Annotated in this window: 14 protein-coding genes and 1 pseudogene; 6 read left to right on the top strand and 9 right to left on the bottom strand. The window is 68.3% G+C overall.

The genetic code is table 11. The annotated features are described in order from the left end of the window. Positions 1-159 precede the first annotated feature (159 nt). Positions 160-1,329 (bottom strand): annotated as a pseudogene (locus tag IO20_RS38120) (IS110 family RNA-guided transposase). A 356-nt stretch (positions 1,330-1,685) separates the two neighbouring features. Between IO20_RS38120 and IO20_RS0133275 the strand changes: the two are divergent. Further along, on the top strand, positions 1,686-2,078 hold the full coding sequence (locus tag IO20_RS0133275; RefSeq protein WP_030556544.1) for a hypothetical protein: 393 nt from the start codon (positions 1,686-1,688) through the stop codon (positions 2,076-2,078). A gap of 602 nt (positions 2,079-2,680) precedes the next feature. On the opposite strand, the gene IO20_RS0133270 is transcribed toward IO20_RS0133275, so the two are convergent. Both IO20_RS0133270 and IO20_RS37905 read right to left on the bottom strand, forming a co-directional pair. Further along, entirely contained in the window at positions 2,681-5,326 is a 2,646-nt protein-coding gene (locus IO20_RS0133270) for a DEAD/DEAH box helicase (protein ID WP_030556542.1), read from the bottom strand. Continuing rightward, positions 5,323-5,790 (bottom strand): hypothetical protein, encoded by a 468-nt coding sequence (locus IO20_RS37905; RefSeq protein ID WP_157850858.1) that lies wholly within the window; start codon positions 5,788-5,790, stop codon positions 5,323-5,325. The genes IO20_RS0133270 and IO20_RS37905 overlap by 4 nt, the downstream gene beginning before the upstream one ends. Before the next feature lie 274 nt (positions 5,791-6,064). Here IO20_RS37905 and IO20_RS0133260 point away from each other — a divergent pair, with 274 nt between their 5' ends. Beyond that, complete coding sequence (locus tag IO20_RS0133260; RefSeq protein WP_157850857.1) at positions 6,065-6,337, top strand: hypothetical protein; 273 nt, start codon at positions 6,065-6,067, stop codon at positions 6,335-6,337. Between the two features lie 392 nt (positions 6,338-6,729). Here the strand turns inward: IO20_RS0133260 and IO20_RS37900 are convergent, their stop codons facing one another. The 5 genes from IO20_RS37900 to IO20_RS0133235 form a co-directional block, all read right to left on the bottom strand. Beyond that, positions 6,730-7,269: a P-loop nucleotide/nucleoside kinase family protein gene (locus IO20_RS37900; RefSeq protein ID WP_157850856.1), complete on the bottom strand. Its 540-nt coding sequence runs from the start codon at positions 7,267-7,269 to the stop codon at positions 6,730-6,732. 220 nt (positions 7,270-7,489) lie between these two features. Further along, positions 7,490-7,684, bottom strand: a complete 195-nt coding sequence (locus IO20_RS0133250; RefSeq protein ID WP_157850855.1) for a hypothetical protein — start codon at positions 7,682-7,684, stop codon at positions 7,490-7,492. 197 nt (positions 7,685-7,881) lie between these two features. Next, the gene (locus IO20_RS0133245) at positions 7,882-8,331 is read right to left on the bottom strand and encodes a hypothetical protein (protein ID WP_030556533.1); all 450 of its coding nucleotides are present in this window, start codon (positions 8,329-8,331) and stop codon (positions 7,882-7,884) included. Between the two features lies 1 nt (position 8,332). Beyond that, positions 8,333-9,013 carry a trypsin-like serine protease gene (locus IO20_RS0133240; protein WP_078946285.1) on the bottom strand — a complete coding sequence of 227 codons (681 nt, stop codon included), beginning with the start codon at positions 9,011-9,013 and terminating at the stop codon, positions 8,333-8,335. 57 nt (positions 9,014-9,070) lie between these two features. Continuing rightward, entirely contained in the window at positions 9,071-9,502 is a 432-nt protein-coding gene (locus IO20_RS0133235; RefSeq protein ID WP_030556531.1) for a DUF4259 domain-containing protein, read from the bottom strand. A 1,139-nt stretch (positions 9,503-10,641) separates the two neighbouring features. On the opposite strand from IO20_RS0133235, the gene IO20_RS0133230 reads away from it, so the two are divergent. Both IO20_RS0133230 and IO20_RS37180 read left to right on the top strand, forming a co-directional pair. Beyond that, positions 10,642-12,396, top strand: a complete 1,755-nt coding sequence (locus tag IO20_RS0133230) for a DUF11 domain-containing protein (protein WP_051875078.1) — start codon at positions 10,642-10,644, stop codon at positions 12,394-12,396. Between the two features lie 371 nt (positions 12,397-12,767). Then, a complete protein-coding gene (locus IO20_RS37180; protein WP_051875076.1) occupies positions 12,768-13,148 on the top strand; it encodes a hypothetical protein in 381 nt (126 codons plus the stop codon). Here IO20_RS37180 and IO20_RS0133220 read toward each other — a convergent pair. Beyond that, a complete protein-coding gene (locus IO20_RS0133220) occupies positions 13,145-14,359 on the bottom strand; it encodes an IS110 family RNA-guided transposase (RefSeq protein WP_030556528.1) in 1,215 nt (404 codons plus the stop codon). The genes IO20_RS37180 and IO20_RS0133220 overlap by 4 nt on opposite strands. Positions 14,360-14,983: 624 nt before the next feature. Here IO20_RS0133220 and IO20_RS0133215 point away from each other — a divergent pair. Together IO20_RS0133215 and IO20_RS0133210 are read left to right on the top strand one after the other, a co-directional pair. Continuing rightward, positions 14,984-15,430 carry a hypothetical protein gene (locus IO20_RS0133215; protein WP_030556526.1) on the top strand — a complete coding sequence of 149 codons (447 nt, stop codon included), beginning with the start codon at positions 14,984-14,986 and terminating at the stop codon, positions 15,428-15,430. Beyond that, positions 15,417-15,599 (top strand): DUF6207 family protein (locus IO20_RS0133210; protein WP_031127790.1); only part of this gene is annotated, 183 nt, incomplete at its 3' end. The genes IO20_RS0133215 and IO20_RS0133210, both read left to right, overlap by 14 nt.

Below are 15,599 nucleotides of genomic sequence, written 5' to 3'. Positions count from 1 at the left end.
AGTTGTCGACGATCCGGCGGTCTGGGTGCCGATCCATCGCATCGCCGGGACGCTGGACAAGTCACTTGCGGGGCTGTTCGCGCCTGACTATGACCAGCGACTTGAGGCCGCTCGGCAGCGGCTTCGGCCGGAGGAGGACTGACCGGTGAGTCTGAACCGTCACCTGGTCCCTGCGGGTTGGGGTTCGTAGAAGGTTCCGTCGCGGAGCATCGCGAAGAGGACGTCGGCTCGTCGTCTGGCGAGGCAGAGCAGGGCCTGAGTGTGGTGCTTGCACTGGCTGATCTTCTTGTCGTAGGAGGCCCGCGAGGTCGGGTCGCCAAGGGCAGCGAACGCGGAGAGGAAGAAAGCCCGTTTGAGCTGCTTGTTTCCTCTTCTGGATGGCTGTTCGCCGCGGATCGAGGAGCCCGAGCTCCGGGTGGCCGGGGCGAGTCCTCCGTAGGCGGCGAGGTGGCCGGCGGTCGGGAAGGTGCTGCCGTCGCCGACCTCGATCAGGATGCGGGCTCCGGTCCTGACGCCGATGCCTGGCATCGAAGTCAGGACTTTGGAAAGAGGGTGGTCCTCCAGGAGTTCCTCGATCCGCCCGGCCAAGAGTTTCCGCTGGTCAAGCACGGCCGTCAGCTAGCCGGCGAGGCTCGGGACGATCAGTGCGGCCGCCTCGGTCCCAGGGACCGTCACGGTCTGCTCGTCCAACGCGGCGAAGATCTCCTCGACCAGACGCTCGGCCATCTTCGGCGCCTTCGGCCGCAGCAGGGTGATCAGCTGCCGACGGCCGGCCTTGCGTATCTGTGCCGGTGATCCGAACCGTTCCAGCAGAGTGAGGACGGCCGGGTGCTGCAACCGCGGCCCCAGCACCCGTTCCAGCGACGGATGGATCTGGGTGAGCAGGCCGTGCAGCCGGTTCGCGACTCGGGTCGCCTCGCCGGCCAGGTCGTCGTCGAAGCCCACGATCATCTCCAGCTCGGCGATCGTCTCGTCCTCGCCGTCGATTGCCCGCAGCGTGTGCGGCATGGCGCGGGCGGCGTCCGCGATGATGAACGCGTCCCGCGCGTCGGTCTTGGCCTCACCTGGGTAGAGGTCGGCGATCCGCCGCATCGTCAGCCCCGGAAGGTAGGCGACCGGACAGCCCATGTCGCGGGCAACGGCCAGCGGCAGGGCGCCGATCGAGGCCGGCTGGTCGACCACGACCAGCACCGTTCCGTGCTTGGCCTTCAGCTTGGAGAAGGCCCCTTCATCACGCTTTCGTCCGGCCTTGCCAGGGCACCGAGCTGCCACATCCACGTTACGGAGAGCTCTTCCGGCTCGGGTGTAGCCGGTGCTCAAGCCCCTCATCAGCGGTCTGTCGATGCCTCCGGGCCCGGTGACACCACCCCCCGGATCATCAACAACAAGGGGGGAGTCATGCCGGATCCGAAGGCCGGAGGCCCCATTGCGGAGCCACGAAAAAGGTAACGGGGGGCTGAACCGTGGGCTGGACGGTTGCTTCCAGCTACCCCGTCAGCGTGTCGAGTGCCTTCCTCGCCTCACCCAACAAGTCGCTGACCTGGCGCAGAGCATCTTCCTGGGCGTCGGCGGGCTTGCTGACCGTTCCAGCGGAGGAGGCCTGGCCCGGCTCCCGCCTCGGATACCGTGTTGCTCTACGGGGTGCCACAACGGATGTGACGCCCCCCACCGGAGGTAGTCAGCGCATGAGTTCAAAGCGCAGCAAGAATCCAGCCCTGCCCGTACTTGACGACGCATTCCGACTCGAGTCGGTAAAGGGGGCCGAAGAGTCCACCCGTGACTTGGCCGCGAGGCTGGCAACCACCGAGCTGCGCCGCGTTTCCCACCCGGGCCGGGTCACCTGGGAGCCCACCGATCAGGCCGATCCCGTTCCGGTCCCGCCGACTGTGGTCGACGGTGACGGCGACCTGTGGCTGCGGGACCGGGGCACTGGCACCTGGACCATGCCCGAGTTCAACCCGAAGGAGTTCCCGGCCCGCTGTGGCGAGGTTCTGACGTGGAACGAGCTTGCCCGCGAGTTCGGCCCGCTTACCGCACTGGCCGACGACCGCCGCATCGGCGGCGGCCGGCGTCGCTGACCGCGCAGCCTTCTGGGATGGCCGCGCCCCTGAAGCGCCCGTTACGGGTAGCTGGGAGCTCCAGCTCACCGCCGAGCTCGACGATGGCGGCGAGCAGGTGAGCGTGGTGGTGGCGTGCGACGGCCTCGAGCAGCGTGGTGCGGGCCTGGTGCCATCCGATGTCCTCGGTGCGGCCGGCGTCGGTGGGCCAGTTGGGTAGCGGTCGGCCTTCAGTTGCCGTGGTGAGCGCGCGGCCCAGCTCGCCGATCGACTGCTGCCAGGACGGCGGCCGCCGGGCTGGCGCGCCGAAGCCCGCGCTTCAGCGGCGGCCTCGGCGAGGACGTCTTCGTCCAGGTCCTCGCGGGCCTCACGTCACAGAGCGGCCGCAGCGTCGAAAGCGGCCAGGGCGACACGTCCAGTGCAAACACTGCCGCGCATCGCGCTCTGACCTGCGGTGATGCCTCGGATAGAGGTTCGTGGAATCGGTGTTGCACCTCTGTTGCAGGGTCGGCCCCGTACGGAGTCACTGGCCGCCGACAGCACGAGACCCCGGGAGTCAGTGACATCCCGGGTCTCTGTGCACTTCGCTTGACCTTCGGTTCAACGACCGGCCGTACGCCGTGTCACGCCCACTTCATGCCGAGTTCCGCGAGGGCGTTGAGTTGGTCGGCGTCCAGCCGGTCCCTCCTCGATTTGGTGTTGGAGATCCATACGCCCAGTTTCACGATCACCGGCTCCGCCTCGCCCTCGACGGTGATCTCCTCGCCGTGGGCGCGGGGCACCGGCCGATCCGCGCCTTCCCGCTCCACCCACTGCGCGAGGGCCGTCAGGCCTCGCTGGAATGCTTGCTGTGCCTTGCTCGCGCCCTTCGCGGAACGTGGGGCTGCCGGCTCGGGGGGCGGGGTCTGGTCGGGTTGTACGCCCAGCTTGGTCAGCCGCTTCTGTTGCTCGGTCGACAGCTGCACCCAGGTGCCCGGGTTCTTCTGCCGTTGGAGCCATCGTCCGATGTCGTCGCCGTCGAAGATCACGCCGGGTGCGATGTCGGGCAGGTGGCCGTCGGCGTCGACCAGGTCGGCGAGGACGCGGTAGTGGCGCTGCCAGTCCTGCGGCCAGGGGCAGTTCCAGTCCTCGTCGATCGCGGCCAGCTGCTGCGCGCGCACGACGGCCCGCTCCGGATTCTTGCCCAGGCCGCCCTTGCGGCGGAGGTTGGCCATGTGATGCCCGACGGGCACCATCTCGTCGTCCTCGCCCCACACCGCGTCCTGACGCGGCGCGAGGTGCCCCGTGGCCCGCCGGTAGGACCGGAGCGCGGCGAGCTTGTTCTCCCACGCCTCCTCGCCCGGTTCCCACACCATCCCGGCCTCGGGCGCGTCCAGCAGCACCTTGCGCCGCTCCTGGAGCTCGCCCGCCCGCAGCGCCTTCCGCTGCTGATGCACCCATCGCCCCAGGGGGAAGTCCTTGGTGACGCCGACCTCGACCTCGACGTCATAGGGCACGGGGTAAAGGCCGGTGATCCCGTTCTCCGCCCTCCACCGGAGCAGCGCCTGGAAGCCCTCCAGCCACACCAGGGACTCGGGCCGGTAGACCCGGGTACGCAGGAACGCCGCGATGGTCGCCGCGTCGCGCGGGCTGGAGAAGTGCAGCAGCGCCGCCTGGGCAGCGGCGTCGGCACCGTCCTCCTGGTCCTCGCCGCTGGCCCCGATGATCCGTCCGTCTTCGTCGCGCTGGATGTGGACCTTGCGTTTCCCGCTCGTGAGTGCGCGGGAGGCGAGCTGCTCGACGAGTCGTTCATCGTGCGAGCGCAGGCCCTGGAGCACGGCGACGAGTGGCTTGTAGCTGGCGGAGGCGACCATGTCTGTGGGGTCCTCGCCGGGCTCCAGGAACACCGGCACGATGATCCGCGCGATCTTCGTGGTGCCGTCCTTGTTGAGGCGGAGTGCGCGGCCGATGTTCTGGACGATCTCGACCTGCGAGCCGCGGGTGTCCGCGAAGCAGACGGCCTCCACACCCCGCTCGCCGGTGATGTCGACGCCCTCCCCGAGCACGCGACAGCTCGCGAGGAAGGCGCGATGGACGCGCCGGTTGTTCGCGTCGATGCCGTTGGCGAACTGGCGCAGGACCTCGCGCCGCTCGGACACGAGGTGGTCGCCGCACAGCCACGCCGACCAGACGCGGTCCGGCGGGACGTGGCGGCTGGCCTCCAGTTCGTAGAACTCCGCGTCGATCGACGACGCGGGGAGCTTCTCCGCAGCGGCCAGGTCCTCATCCGAGGCGTCGTTCAGGTACAGCGCGGCAGCGGTCTCCGGGAGCTTCTCCGCGAACGCCGCGGCTTCCTCCACCTTCTGGTGGAACGTCATGACCGTACGCAGGTTCCATGCGGCGGCGTGCTCCAGGAGCGCGGTCTGCAGCAGCGCCAGGCGCCGGCCCCGCCGCGCCTCCTCCGACTCCCCGAGAACGGGGAAGGGGTCGCGGATCTCCAGCACGTCGATCTCGAACCCTGCGAGGATTTCACGCTCGATCGCCTCGCTCAGGCCGAGTTCTGCGAGCCACGCGCCGTAGGTGCCGTCCGGGTCGTCGGCCATGCTCGCGAGCTCCGCCTCCTGGCCCTCCGCGCCCTTCCGAGGCCGGGCCGCAGCCAGGATCCGGGGGGTCGCGGTGAGGTAGAGCCGGAAGTCGGCAGGGATCCGCTGGTTGTCGTGGATCGCCGCCCACGGCCGACCAAGATCACCAGCGGTGCCGTGCGCCTCATCCACGATCGCGAGGTCGAACGGGGCCATCTGCTGCCCGTACAGCCGCTCTCCGCCCGCGAGCGCGGTTTCCAGCGGCCCGCGGGTCTTCTGTTGCCCCGTCGGGTCTTCGGGGTCCTCGCGGTCGACGAGGGAGGCGTACGTAGCGAACATGACCACGGGCCCGGCCCCTGCCCACAGGGCGAGCTGGATCGGGTTGGTCGTGGTCTGCACCCCGAGCTGCTCCAGGACGTCGTCCTTCTCCAGCGAGCACGCCGCGACCATCGGGGACCGATGTCCCACCGCCCGCCACGCCTGGGCGGTCTGTACGAGCAGGTCCAGGGTCGGGACGGTCACCAGGATCCGGCCGTACGGGAAGCACTCCAGCGCGGAAGCGGCAGCCGTGATCGTTTTACCGGACCCGGTGGCGGACACGATCGTGCCCCGCGCCCCTTCAGGAGGCACAGATGATCTTGTAGGGAATCCAACCCAGTTCCGGAAGGCTGATTTCTGGTTCACTTGGTGTTCTCGGAGCTGAATCACAGAAACTTCCTTCTACTTGTCCCGCCCGCCTTCAGCAGACCTCGCCACCGCTCCGTTCTTTCACGTGACGGGCCCGTAGATGCGGCCGGCACGGGGAAGCGCTCCAGGCCTCCACCGGCCGGCAGCTCGTCTTCGAAGTCGCACGCGGCCAAAGCCTTCCAACCTCCACCCCACAGTGTTTCCAGCAGGGTCGTGACCGCGGCGACCACCGCACTGGGCTCCGCTCCTGTATCCGCTTCGCACTCAAGCACGGTCGGCCACTCGAGGAACTCGAAAGGGTGCACCTTTCTGCCCGTGGAGTAGTCATTGAAGGCGCCGCTCACCAGCAGCGGCCCCACCGTCAGCTCCTGCCCTCCATCACCTGACCCGAGACGCTCTTTCAGCCAGGTGATGACCGTCGAGCTGTCCGCGGCATCGACATAGACCGAGCAGTCCTCGTACGAGACCCCGGTGTTCTCCGTCATCGACACCCATCCCTTTCCAGTCGGTCCTCAGCACCCTGATGCGCGACGTGTGAGTTGCAGTGGACGGTGACAGCGTTCTGCACTGGGCCTTGGTGGCATTGTTCCTGGTGGCAGGGTTGGGTGGGTTGTGGGGGTGTCGTTATTGGCGATGGCTGTTCCAGCGGACTATGTGGCCGGGGCAGCTAGGTACGGCGACGTCATGATCTCCGACTACGTGTACTTCTGTGGTGCCCGGGGCCTGCGTGCGTATGGGGAGGAATGGAGCCGTCGGCTGGTGGGCTCCCCCTCTGTGCCCTGCTCGGTCCTGCCCTCGCCGGGCGGGGCGCTGCTCTGGGGCCACACGATCGAGGGCGACCGTCTCTTTTTGGTCCCGCAGGCGCACGGTACCTGGACCGTGTCCGCGTTCCGTCGGGGTTGGGGCGACTGGCACGACACCGGGCTCGGCTTCGGCGAGTGGTTCCGCGGAGCCCTCGCCGGCGCACTCGCCATCGACTGGCTGCCGCAGTGGGAGCCGGGACCACATCCCGTGGAGCGAGTGGACTCGTAGGACCGCCTGATCACCTCGGGCGCCACCAACTCCACCCCAGCCGAAAGCCCTCGACCATGCCGCCAACTGCCGTGGCTGCATCGACGCCTGAAGCCATGTGTGGCCTCCCGGCACCCACCGAGCCAAGGTGCTCAGCTCCCCGCCGTCCGGGCTGTTCCAGGGAGTCGAGGCGTACTTGCGCAGCGCCGTGACCCGCAAGGGGACCCCACCCAGAGATCGCCGACGTGCTGCGCGCGGTGATCCAGGAGTGGGACGACGCGCAGCGCACTGGTATGCGGCGTTAGCGAAGGACGGCACGTGCGCGTGCTGCTCGTGCTGTGACCGGGAAGGTTCACCGGGATGGGAAGTGATGGGTTTGGCTGTCCCGTTAGTGTCGTGGTGCCGCCGTCAGTTCAACGTTGAGTGCTGGCGATGAGAGCGCCGACTTCTTTGGCAAGGGTAGTGATGTCGACGGGCTGGGCGGTGTCGACGATCAGAGCGTGCCCGCCCAGTCCGAGCGGTCCTGGGCGGGCGGCCCAGGCAGCGACGCGGTCGCTGATCTCCTCGCGGGTGAGGTCCTGGTCGAGGTGGCCTGGGTGGCGTTTGCGTGTCCGGAACCGTTCAGCGACAAGTCCGGTATCGCAGTCGCAGAACACCTCGACGAACTGGCCGTTGACTTGGTGGAGTCGGGCGGGGGCGGTGTCGCGGTGCCACCAGTTGACGAGGACGGCTCGCCCGGCGTCGGCAGCGAGCTCGAACAGGATGTCGTCGCTGGCCCGGCTCAGTCGGTGGCGCCATGCCTGATCGCCGATGCCGAGGGAGTCGTAGAGCGATTCCAGGATCACGTCCTTGTCGATGACGGGCAGGCTGAGTTCCGCGGCAAGTCCGCGAGCAAGGGTGCTCTTGCCGCTGGCCGGCAGACCGGAGACGATCACGAAGGCGTTGTCGATCACCACGTCAGTGTCACAGTCCGATTTCCGGAGCGTCGACCGACAGTCCTGCTCTCACCCTCGGGACCAGGGCTTCGTGTTGCTGAGCGTCGTTGCGGGTGGAATGGCGGGGCTGCCGGACCGGTGGGCCAATCACGGTGTGCGGCCCGGCAAGCCGGAGGCGCGACGCCGGGGGCGCCTGCGGCTCCTTGGGGGGCGGTGGGGCCGTGCCCGCACCGCGCGGTCAGCGTCCGGGCCGGGGGTAGCGGCGGGCGAGGATCGTCCACTCCTCATCCGTCCGGCCGGGCACGGCTCGTCCGGCGCTCTGCCACCGTGCGGCGAGTTCGATGAAGGTCGGCTCCGGCTCCGGGCGCGGAACCGTTTCATCGCTGCTGCGCTGGACGCCGAGGGCGGGCGTGAGCCGCATTGTTGTGGTCACGCCTCCTTCAACGCCGCCCGGACCGTCCGGGGCGCCCGTGTGCTTGTCAGCAGCCTTCCCGCGCAGACATACCGAAGAGAGGGGATCGGCGGCGACTGCGAGGTGCTGCCCCCTTTTGCTTTGGCCACTGATCCCCTGCACCAGTGCGCGCCCGGCCCTCCGGTGGTGCCGGGGGCCGGGCGCTTACGTAGAGCGGTTCACCCCTGGAGCTTCATGCCCTCGGGTGAAGTGAGGCCCTTGTCTGGGTGGGCGCGGAACGTCGTCGTCCAGACAGTGGGCGGGCAGGAAGTGCCGTTGGGGTGTTGCTCCGTCAGTGTGGTCCGGGTGTTGTCTTCGACGACCGTGTCACCGCTCTTCTCGGACGTCACGGTGAGCCGCACCTGCACGGTGGTGGAACCGATGTCGTCGGGGAGCCGGACCGACAGCGACGCGAACGGGTCGTCGGGACTGCCCGACGTCCGCTCCTCGCAGGTGCCGTCCACACATAGACGGATCCTCACCGCGTCCCGGCCGCCGAAGTCGGCGGGCTGCCACACGGCGGAGACATCTGAGTCTGCGTCGGCCTTGGTACACGGCGTGTCCTGACCGAGGAACGAGCATCCGGCCAGGGCCATCGCCAGCAGTGGTACGAGAAGGACTTGGCGCATGTCAGTGCCACGCTACGGTGCCGGGGAAGGCGTTGTTGGCCAGCCCGATGTCAGTGAAGATCAGCTGGCAGGGGTCGAGGAGCCCGCCGCTGTTGTCACTTCCGCCGCGACCGCCGCCGGACAGGATTCCCTTGGCGTACGCCTGTCCGCTGCCGTCGACGGTGTACACCGGACCGCCGGAGTCACCGTCGACGGTGCAGGATCCGGACGTCTTCCTGGCGACGACCATGTTCCTGGCGGTGGTTCCGTCGTAGTAATGGACGGTTGCCTGGCTCGCGGTCGCCTGCCACCCACACACCTCGCCGGTCATCATGCCTCCTGCGCACACCTTGTCCCCTCTCTGTGCCCAGCGCCGCCAGTAGTCGTGCGCAAGCCGCGACGAGCCGGACGTCTTACCACCCTTGTAGATCCGGGGCGTCGCGATGCTGCTGCTTTCGACGCGGTACAGCGCCAGGTCGCCCGAGTAGTAACTCTGGCCGGCGAGCTTCACGGAGCCGGCATTGTCGGCCCAGTTGTCCCGGACGACAGGGCCGATGTAGTCGCTCCCGCTGGGGTTCATGATGCTCCCGTTGGCGGTGGTGCAGTGACCCGCGGTCACCATGTACCAGTTGCCGCTGTACCGCCACGGGAAGCCCGCTGTGCACCACCTTTGGAGGTGGTGGTCAGATACGACAACATGCATGTGGCTTTGTTCACTTCAAGGCGTTCTGGCTCAACTTCCGTGCTGAGTGACGCTCCGTTATGGCTGGACGTCGAAGAGAGCGATGGAAGGTGGCGGCGGAACAAGCACTGCGCGAAGGCGCGTAAGTATGGACCGGCATTGCTTCCAGTCCTCCGGGTCGACCCAGTCTGAGGCTGGCCCGTCCTCGTCGCTGGCGATGCGGGCGAGGGCTTCGTCGGCGAGTGCCCGAAGGTCGGAAGCGAACACAGGCATGGGTGTTTCCGGACCGTAGGACGTGTCGACGGGTTCGCCTCCCGGGCATTGCGCCGCGATGAGGGAAGCGGCGGCCACCGCTTCTTCCGCTTCCGTGAGATAGCCGGTGGCGTCGATCGTCCGGATGAGGACGCCACGGGTCAGGGCTTCACGTGCCTCGGGCTCGGCGTCGTCGAGAGCGTTGGCGAAGTCCGCAGCTGTGTCGTTGCCGAAGGGACCGGTATCCCAGGTGCCCATGCTGATCTCCTTGCCTAAGGTCGCCCGGATCCTCGCATCAGGAACTGACAACATGACTACGGGGCGAGCTTGGCACCTTGATCCGATTGACGTGGCCTCCGACGACTCCGGAGGTCCAGGGCAGCGTCAGACCAGGCCGCGCCCAGTTCCTTCACAACCCTGCGCGCCGCGCCCGACTCGGACTCCTACTGCTGCTTCGACTGCGGCATCGACCACGACGGCGTGTGCGACAACTGACAGACGGCCGGCTACCTTGCCTTCACGGGCGGGGCCTTCGACATGTGCGACAACTGCTACGAGATCAGCCTCGACAGGTTCAGAGCCCACCTCTCACCAGGAGGACCCCCGTACCGTGAGCACCACCTACCCGCCCGAGTTCACCGGGAGCTGAGACTCCTGCGGCACCTCTGCTGGCCACCTTTGCACATGATCTCCGTACGGCTGGTCTGTGAGCTGGGGCCGACCGACTGCCGTGCTGCGCCCAGCTCGGCAGTCGCGGAGGCCCGAACCGGGCGGGCGGCGCGGCGCCGTCCCGCCCGCCCTTTCCCCCGGCCCGATACCCGCGTGCAGTGCCGCGCGCGCGACCCAGCGGGAGTTACCCGGCTGCGCCTGGAGGACTCGCCGCCCGCTTCGAAGACACCGTCGTGATCGCCGTGATCGGCGAATGACTGTGACCGGCGCGCCGCCGAGGGGAAAGTGGCGTGTTCGGCGGACGCCCCCGCCTGCTGGCGCTGAGCGGCGGCTCAGAGGAACTTGATGTCACAGTGGTCGGACTTGCTGGGCGGCGGTGGTCCTGCGGGGCGTCCCTCGTGCGGGTGTATTCCGGCGGCCAGTGAGATGCAACCAGGCAAGCCGTTGGGCTTCGCCGCTGGTGACGGCCGCAAGCTGTGGCCCGAACCTCCGGGACGGCTTGCTTCTTGTTGAGCTCCGGCCCCCGGGGAGGTGGGTACACCAGGTACCTGCTGTGAGATGCAACCGTCACGACGGCCGTCAGGTGCCGCAGTCGGCTGCATGAGGAGGAAGGCAGAGTGGACGTCATGTCCGTGTTCATTTCTGGTCTAGGGCCAGCATTCGGGACAGCGGCACAGCAATGCCGCCGGTCGTGTGCTGGCCGGGCCGGGATGGTGGCGGCTGCGGGCATGGCGCTCGTCCTGGCCGTGCCCGGTGTCGCCCTGGCCGCTCCGGGGGATTTGGATCCCAGCTTCGACACCGACGGCAGGGTGACCACCGATTTTGGCGGCTTCGACACCGCACAGGCGGTGGCGGTGCAGGCCGACGGCAAGATCATCACCGCCGGAAGGACATTCCCCTCCGGCGGTAGCAACGACTTCGCGCTGGCCCGGTACAACACTGACGGCAGCCTGGACACGACCTTCAACGGCGACGGCAGGGTGACCACCGACTTCGGCGGCGACGAGGTGGCTGAGGGGGTGGCGGTGCAGACTGACGGCAAGATCGTCGCCGCCGGCCGCACGGGCGGCGTCGTCGACTTCGCGCTGGTCCGGTACAACACTGACGGCAGCTTGGACACGACCTTCAACGGCGACGGCAGGGTGACCACCGACTTCGGCGGCGACGAGGTGGCTGTGGCAGTGGCGGTGCAGGCCGACGGCAGCATCGTCGCCGCTGGCGGGTCAACTGTCGGCAGCAACGACTTCGCGCTGGCCCGGTACAACAGGGACGGCAGCCTGGACACGACGTTCGACACCGACGGCAAGGTGACCACCGACGTCGGTGGCAACGACCAGCTTTGGGATGCTGCGCTGCAGGCCGACGGCAAGATCGTCGCCGTCGGAAACGTCTTCGCAGGCCCAGGCGGCAGCGACTTGGCGCTAGTCCGGTACAACACCGACGGCAGCTTGGACACGACGTTCGACACCGACGGCAAGGTGACGACCGACTTCGCCGGCGGCAGCGAGCAGGCTAAGACAGTCGCCCTGCAGGCCGACGGCAAGATCGTCGCCGCTGGCGACTCCTCCACCGGTAGCGACCTCGACTTCGCGCTGGCCCGGTACAACACCGACGGCAGCCTGGACACGACCTTCAACGGCGACGGCAAGGTGACCACCGACTTCAACGGCAGCAGCGACCAGGCCTTCGGGTTGGCGGTGCAGGCCGACGGCAAGATCGTCGCCGCCGGAAGCGCCAGCATGATTCCCGGCCAGGACATGGGGCTCGCCCGCTACGAGGGCGGTGGTGGGGACGCGGAGGTGTCGGTTACCAAGGCTGGCCCGGCCACCGCCAGCTTGGGCGATCAGGCTTCCTACACCGTCACGGTGACCAACAACAGCGCCACGGTGCCCGCCTCCAATGTCATGCTGCAGGACACCGTCACAGGACCCGGTCAGCTGGCATCAGCCACGCCTAGCCAGGGCACCTGCACCACCACAGCCACCAGCGCCAACTGTGCCTTGGGCGCCCTTGCCCCTGGCGCCAGCGCCACGGTGACCGTGACCATCGAGCCCACCGCCACTGGCACCCTCACTGACACTGCCACGGTCAGTGCTACGGAGCCCGACCCTACTCCGGCCAACAACACCGCCTCAGCGACCACCACCGTGAACAACGCCCACGGCTGCACGATCATCGGCACGCCTAACGCTGACAGCCTCGCCGGCACGAACGGCAACGACGTGATCTGCGGCCTCGGCGGCAACGACAACATCAGCGCGGGCAACGGCAACGACACCGTCTTCGGCGGCTCCGGCAACGACACCCTGAATGGCGGCAACGGCGACGACACCGTCTTCGGCGGCTCCGGCAATGACACCGTGAATGGCGGCAACGGCACCGACGCGCTGACCGGCGGCTCCGGCAACGACACCCTCAACGGCGGCAACGGCACCGACACATGCGCTGCCGACCCCAGCGAAACTGTGACCAGCTGTCCGTAACACCTTCCGCTGACCGTTCGGATGCCCGTCCAACGTCGCCCCATCCGAACGGTCAGCAGGATCACCACGCCACTTGATGGGGTTCTGTAACGTCGCTGGACCGTGGAACATCCACCGCCTCGCTCCCCAGACGTGTTGCACCCTGACCTGCGGGCCCTGACTGTTACGGCCACAGCACCGAACCCGGGACATCGAAGAAGCCCGGGGGTCCGTTCACGGCATCGTGAGGCGGTCAGGGGCTTTCGGGGGCGGCCTGGGGGGTGCCCCTATGTCTTTGGTCAAGCTGGTCGGGTGTGGGTTCGGGGCGTCTGGAACGATGTGTCCGTGCATGCTGATGATGAGGTTGGCGAGGGGTCCCCGCGGACCTCGCGGTGTTCCTGCGGGAGGCGGTCGACGGCCGCCCGGTGAAGATCGCTGCTTCCGTGTGTGGGTGCGGCGGCCGGGTGTTCTTCGTGTTGGTCAACGCCTCCGGCGCGGAACGGGAGTGCTCTGGCTGCGGCAGCCGTGCGTTCATCGCGGACAGCGAGGAGTACTGGAACGAGGAGTCCTGGGAGGACGACGAGCCCGGTGCGGCTGGCTGCCCTTGCGGGAGCGAGGAGTTCGAGGCCGCGGTCGCGTTCTCACTCGGCGACGCCGGATCCGTCCGCTGGGTGACCGTGGGTCTGCGGTGCATCAAGGATGGGTTCTGCGGGAGCTATGCCGACTGGAAGATCGACTACGGACCGACGGATCACCTCCTGACCATGGTCTAGGTCTGCGGAGGGACAGCCCGAACGGGCTGCGGTTCGTAGAAGGTTCCGTCGCGGAGCATCGCGAAGAGGACGTCGGCCCGGCGTCTGGTTAGGCAGAGCAGGGCCTGCGTGTGGTGCTTTCCCTGGGCGATCTTCTTGTCGTAGTAGGCCCGCGATGCCGGGTCGCCCAGGGCAGCGAACGCGGAGAGGAAGAAAGCGCGTTTGAGCTGCTTGTTTCCCCTCCGGGACGGCTGTTCGCCGCGGATCGACGACCCCGAACTGCGGGTCGCCGGTGCGAGTCCTGCGCAGGCGGCGAGGTGGGCTGCGGTCGGGAAGGTGCTGCCGTCACTGACCTCAATGAGGATCCTGGCTCCGGTCCTGACGCCGACTCCCGGCATGGACGTCAGGACCTTCGAAAGAGGGTGAGCCTTCAGGAGTTCCTCGATCCGCCCGGCCAGGAGCTTCCGCTGATCAAGTACGGCGGTCAGGGATCCGGCCAGGCTCGGGACGATCAAAGCGGCCGCCTCGGTGCCGGGAACGGTGACGGTCTGCTCGTCCAGGGCGGTGAAGATGTCCTCGACCAGCCGCTCGGCCATCCTCGGGGCCTTGGGCCGTAACAGCGTGACCAGCCGCCGCCGGCCGGCCTTGCGGATCTGGGCCGGTGAACCGAACCGCTCCAGCAAGGTCAGGACGGCCGGGTGCTGGAGCCGCGGCCCCAGCACCCGCTCCAGCGAGGGGTGGATCTGGGTCAGCAGGCCGTGGAGCCGGTTGGCGACGCGTGTCGCTTCGGCGGCCAGGTCGTCGTCGAACCCGACGATCATCTCCAGCTCGGCGATGGTCTCGTCCTCGCTGTCGATCGCCCGCAGCGTGTGGGGCATGGCGCGGGCGGCGTCGGCGATGATGAAGGCGTCCTTCGCGTCGGTCTTGGCCTCGCCGGGGTAGAGGTCGGCGATCCGGCGCATCGTGAGGCCCGGAAGGTAGGCGACCGGGCAGCCCATGTCCCTCGCGACCGCCAGCGGCAGGGCACCGATCGAGGCCGGCTGGTTGACCACGACCAGCACCGTTCCGTGCTTGGCCTTCAGCTTGGCGAACAGTTCGCGGAGTTTGGGTTCGGTGTTGGGCAGGCGCTTGTCGAAGGCCTTCTCTCCGGCCGGGGTTACGGCGGTGGCGTGGTGTTCGCCTTTGCCGACGTCCAGGCCGAGGAAGACGTCGATGTCGCCGGTGTCGATCACGTGCAGGCCTCTCCATCACGCTTTCGTCCGGCCTTGCCAGGGCACCGAGCTGCCACATCCACGTTACGGAGAGCTCTTCCAGCTCGGGTGAAGCCGGTGCTCAGGCCCCTCATCAGCGGTCCATCGATGCCTCCGGACCGGTGACACCACCCCCCGGATCATGAACAACAAGGGGGGAAGTCGTGCCGGACCCGAAGGCTGGTAGCCCCATTGCGGAGCCACGAAAAAGGTAACGGGGGGCGCGTGGGTAACGGACGCCACTCGCGCCGCGTGGACACTGGTCACCAGGTACAGCCTGCCCCGCTAGCGTGGTGATGATCGCCATGGCACCCCCGGGGAGCACTGGCTGTCGACCTCGTAGCTTGCGCTGTACACCGGTTGGCCCCGAACCGCTCTCAGTGCCCCGGCCCCAATCAGGGCCGGGGCACTGCTGTGCCTGCTGCTCGCTGAAGCCGGACCTGGAACGAGGCCGTACTGCACTGGGCCTGCGACGGCCGGCGCAACCGCAGCGGCATCCCCGGCCCGGCGCTCGCCGAGAGCCTCGACGCATGGGCGGCGGAACAGACCCCCGGCACGCCCAGCCCGGTCACCGAGGGGCTGGATGCGACCCGCTTCCCCGGCTCGGTGCAGTACGAGGCACATCAGCGCGCCCGCGCCGAACCCCTCCACACGGCTCTGGCCAAAGCTGTTCAGGAGCGCGCCGAGGCGTGGGACGACCTCAACGCCCTGGCCGACGACGACGCTGACGCCAGTGTCGACCATCCCGTCAACGTACGGGTCGTCGCCGCATGCAGGAACCTGGCAGCGATCTACCGGGACCTCGCCCTCGCCGAACCCGCCTTCTCCCACGACTACGAGGCCGAGGCCGGCACTTTCACCCGGGCGGCGGACCGCTTCGCCGAGCACGGCCGCTCGGCTACCCGGCAGAGTAGAACCGCTAACGATCGTCCTCTCGCGTGGACCGTCCGCCGGGTCAAAGCCGCACGGAACTCGACCCGTCCTGGTCATCCGGGCGATGTCCCCGACTCCACCACCTTCGAGGGGCGTTCTGGCGGGCATGGAACCCATTGACCCGATCCACGTCAGCGAGCCCGGCCTGATCGTCCTGGCCATCACCGCCACCGACGAAGCGACTCTCCAGGAGGCCGTCGAGGAACTCGGCCGGCGCTGGGCGACTTCGGGGGCACCGCGGGTACGGCGCGTTCCCGGAGAGCCGGGTGTGACCGCACGGCTCTACGCC

Source organism: Streptomyces exfoliatus, assembly GCF_000725545.1.
GTDB classification, from domain to species: domain Bacteria; phylum Actinomycetota; class Actinomycetes; order Streptomycetales; family Streptomycetaceae; genus Streptomyces; species Streptomyces exfoliatus.
Note: the sequence above shows the minus strand (reverse complement) of the source record. Positions and strands in the feature narration are given on the sequence as shown.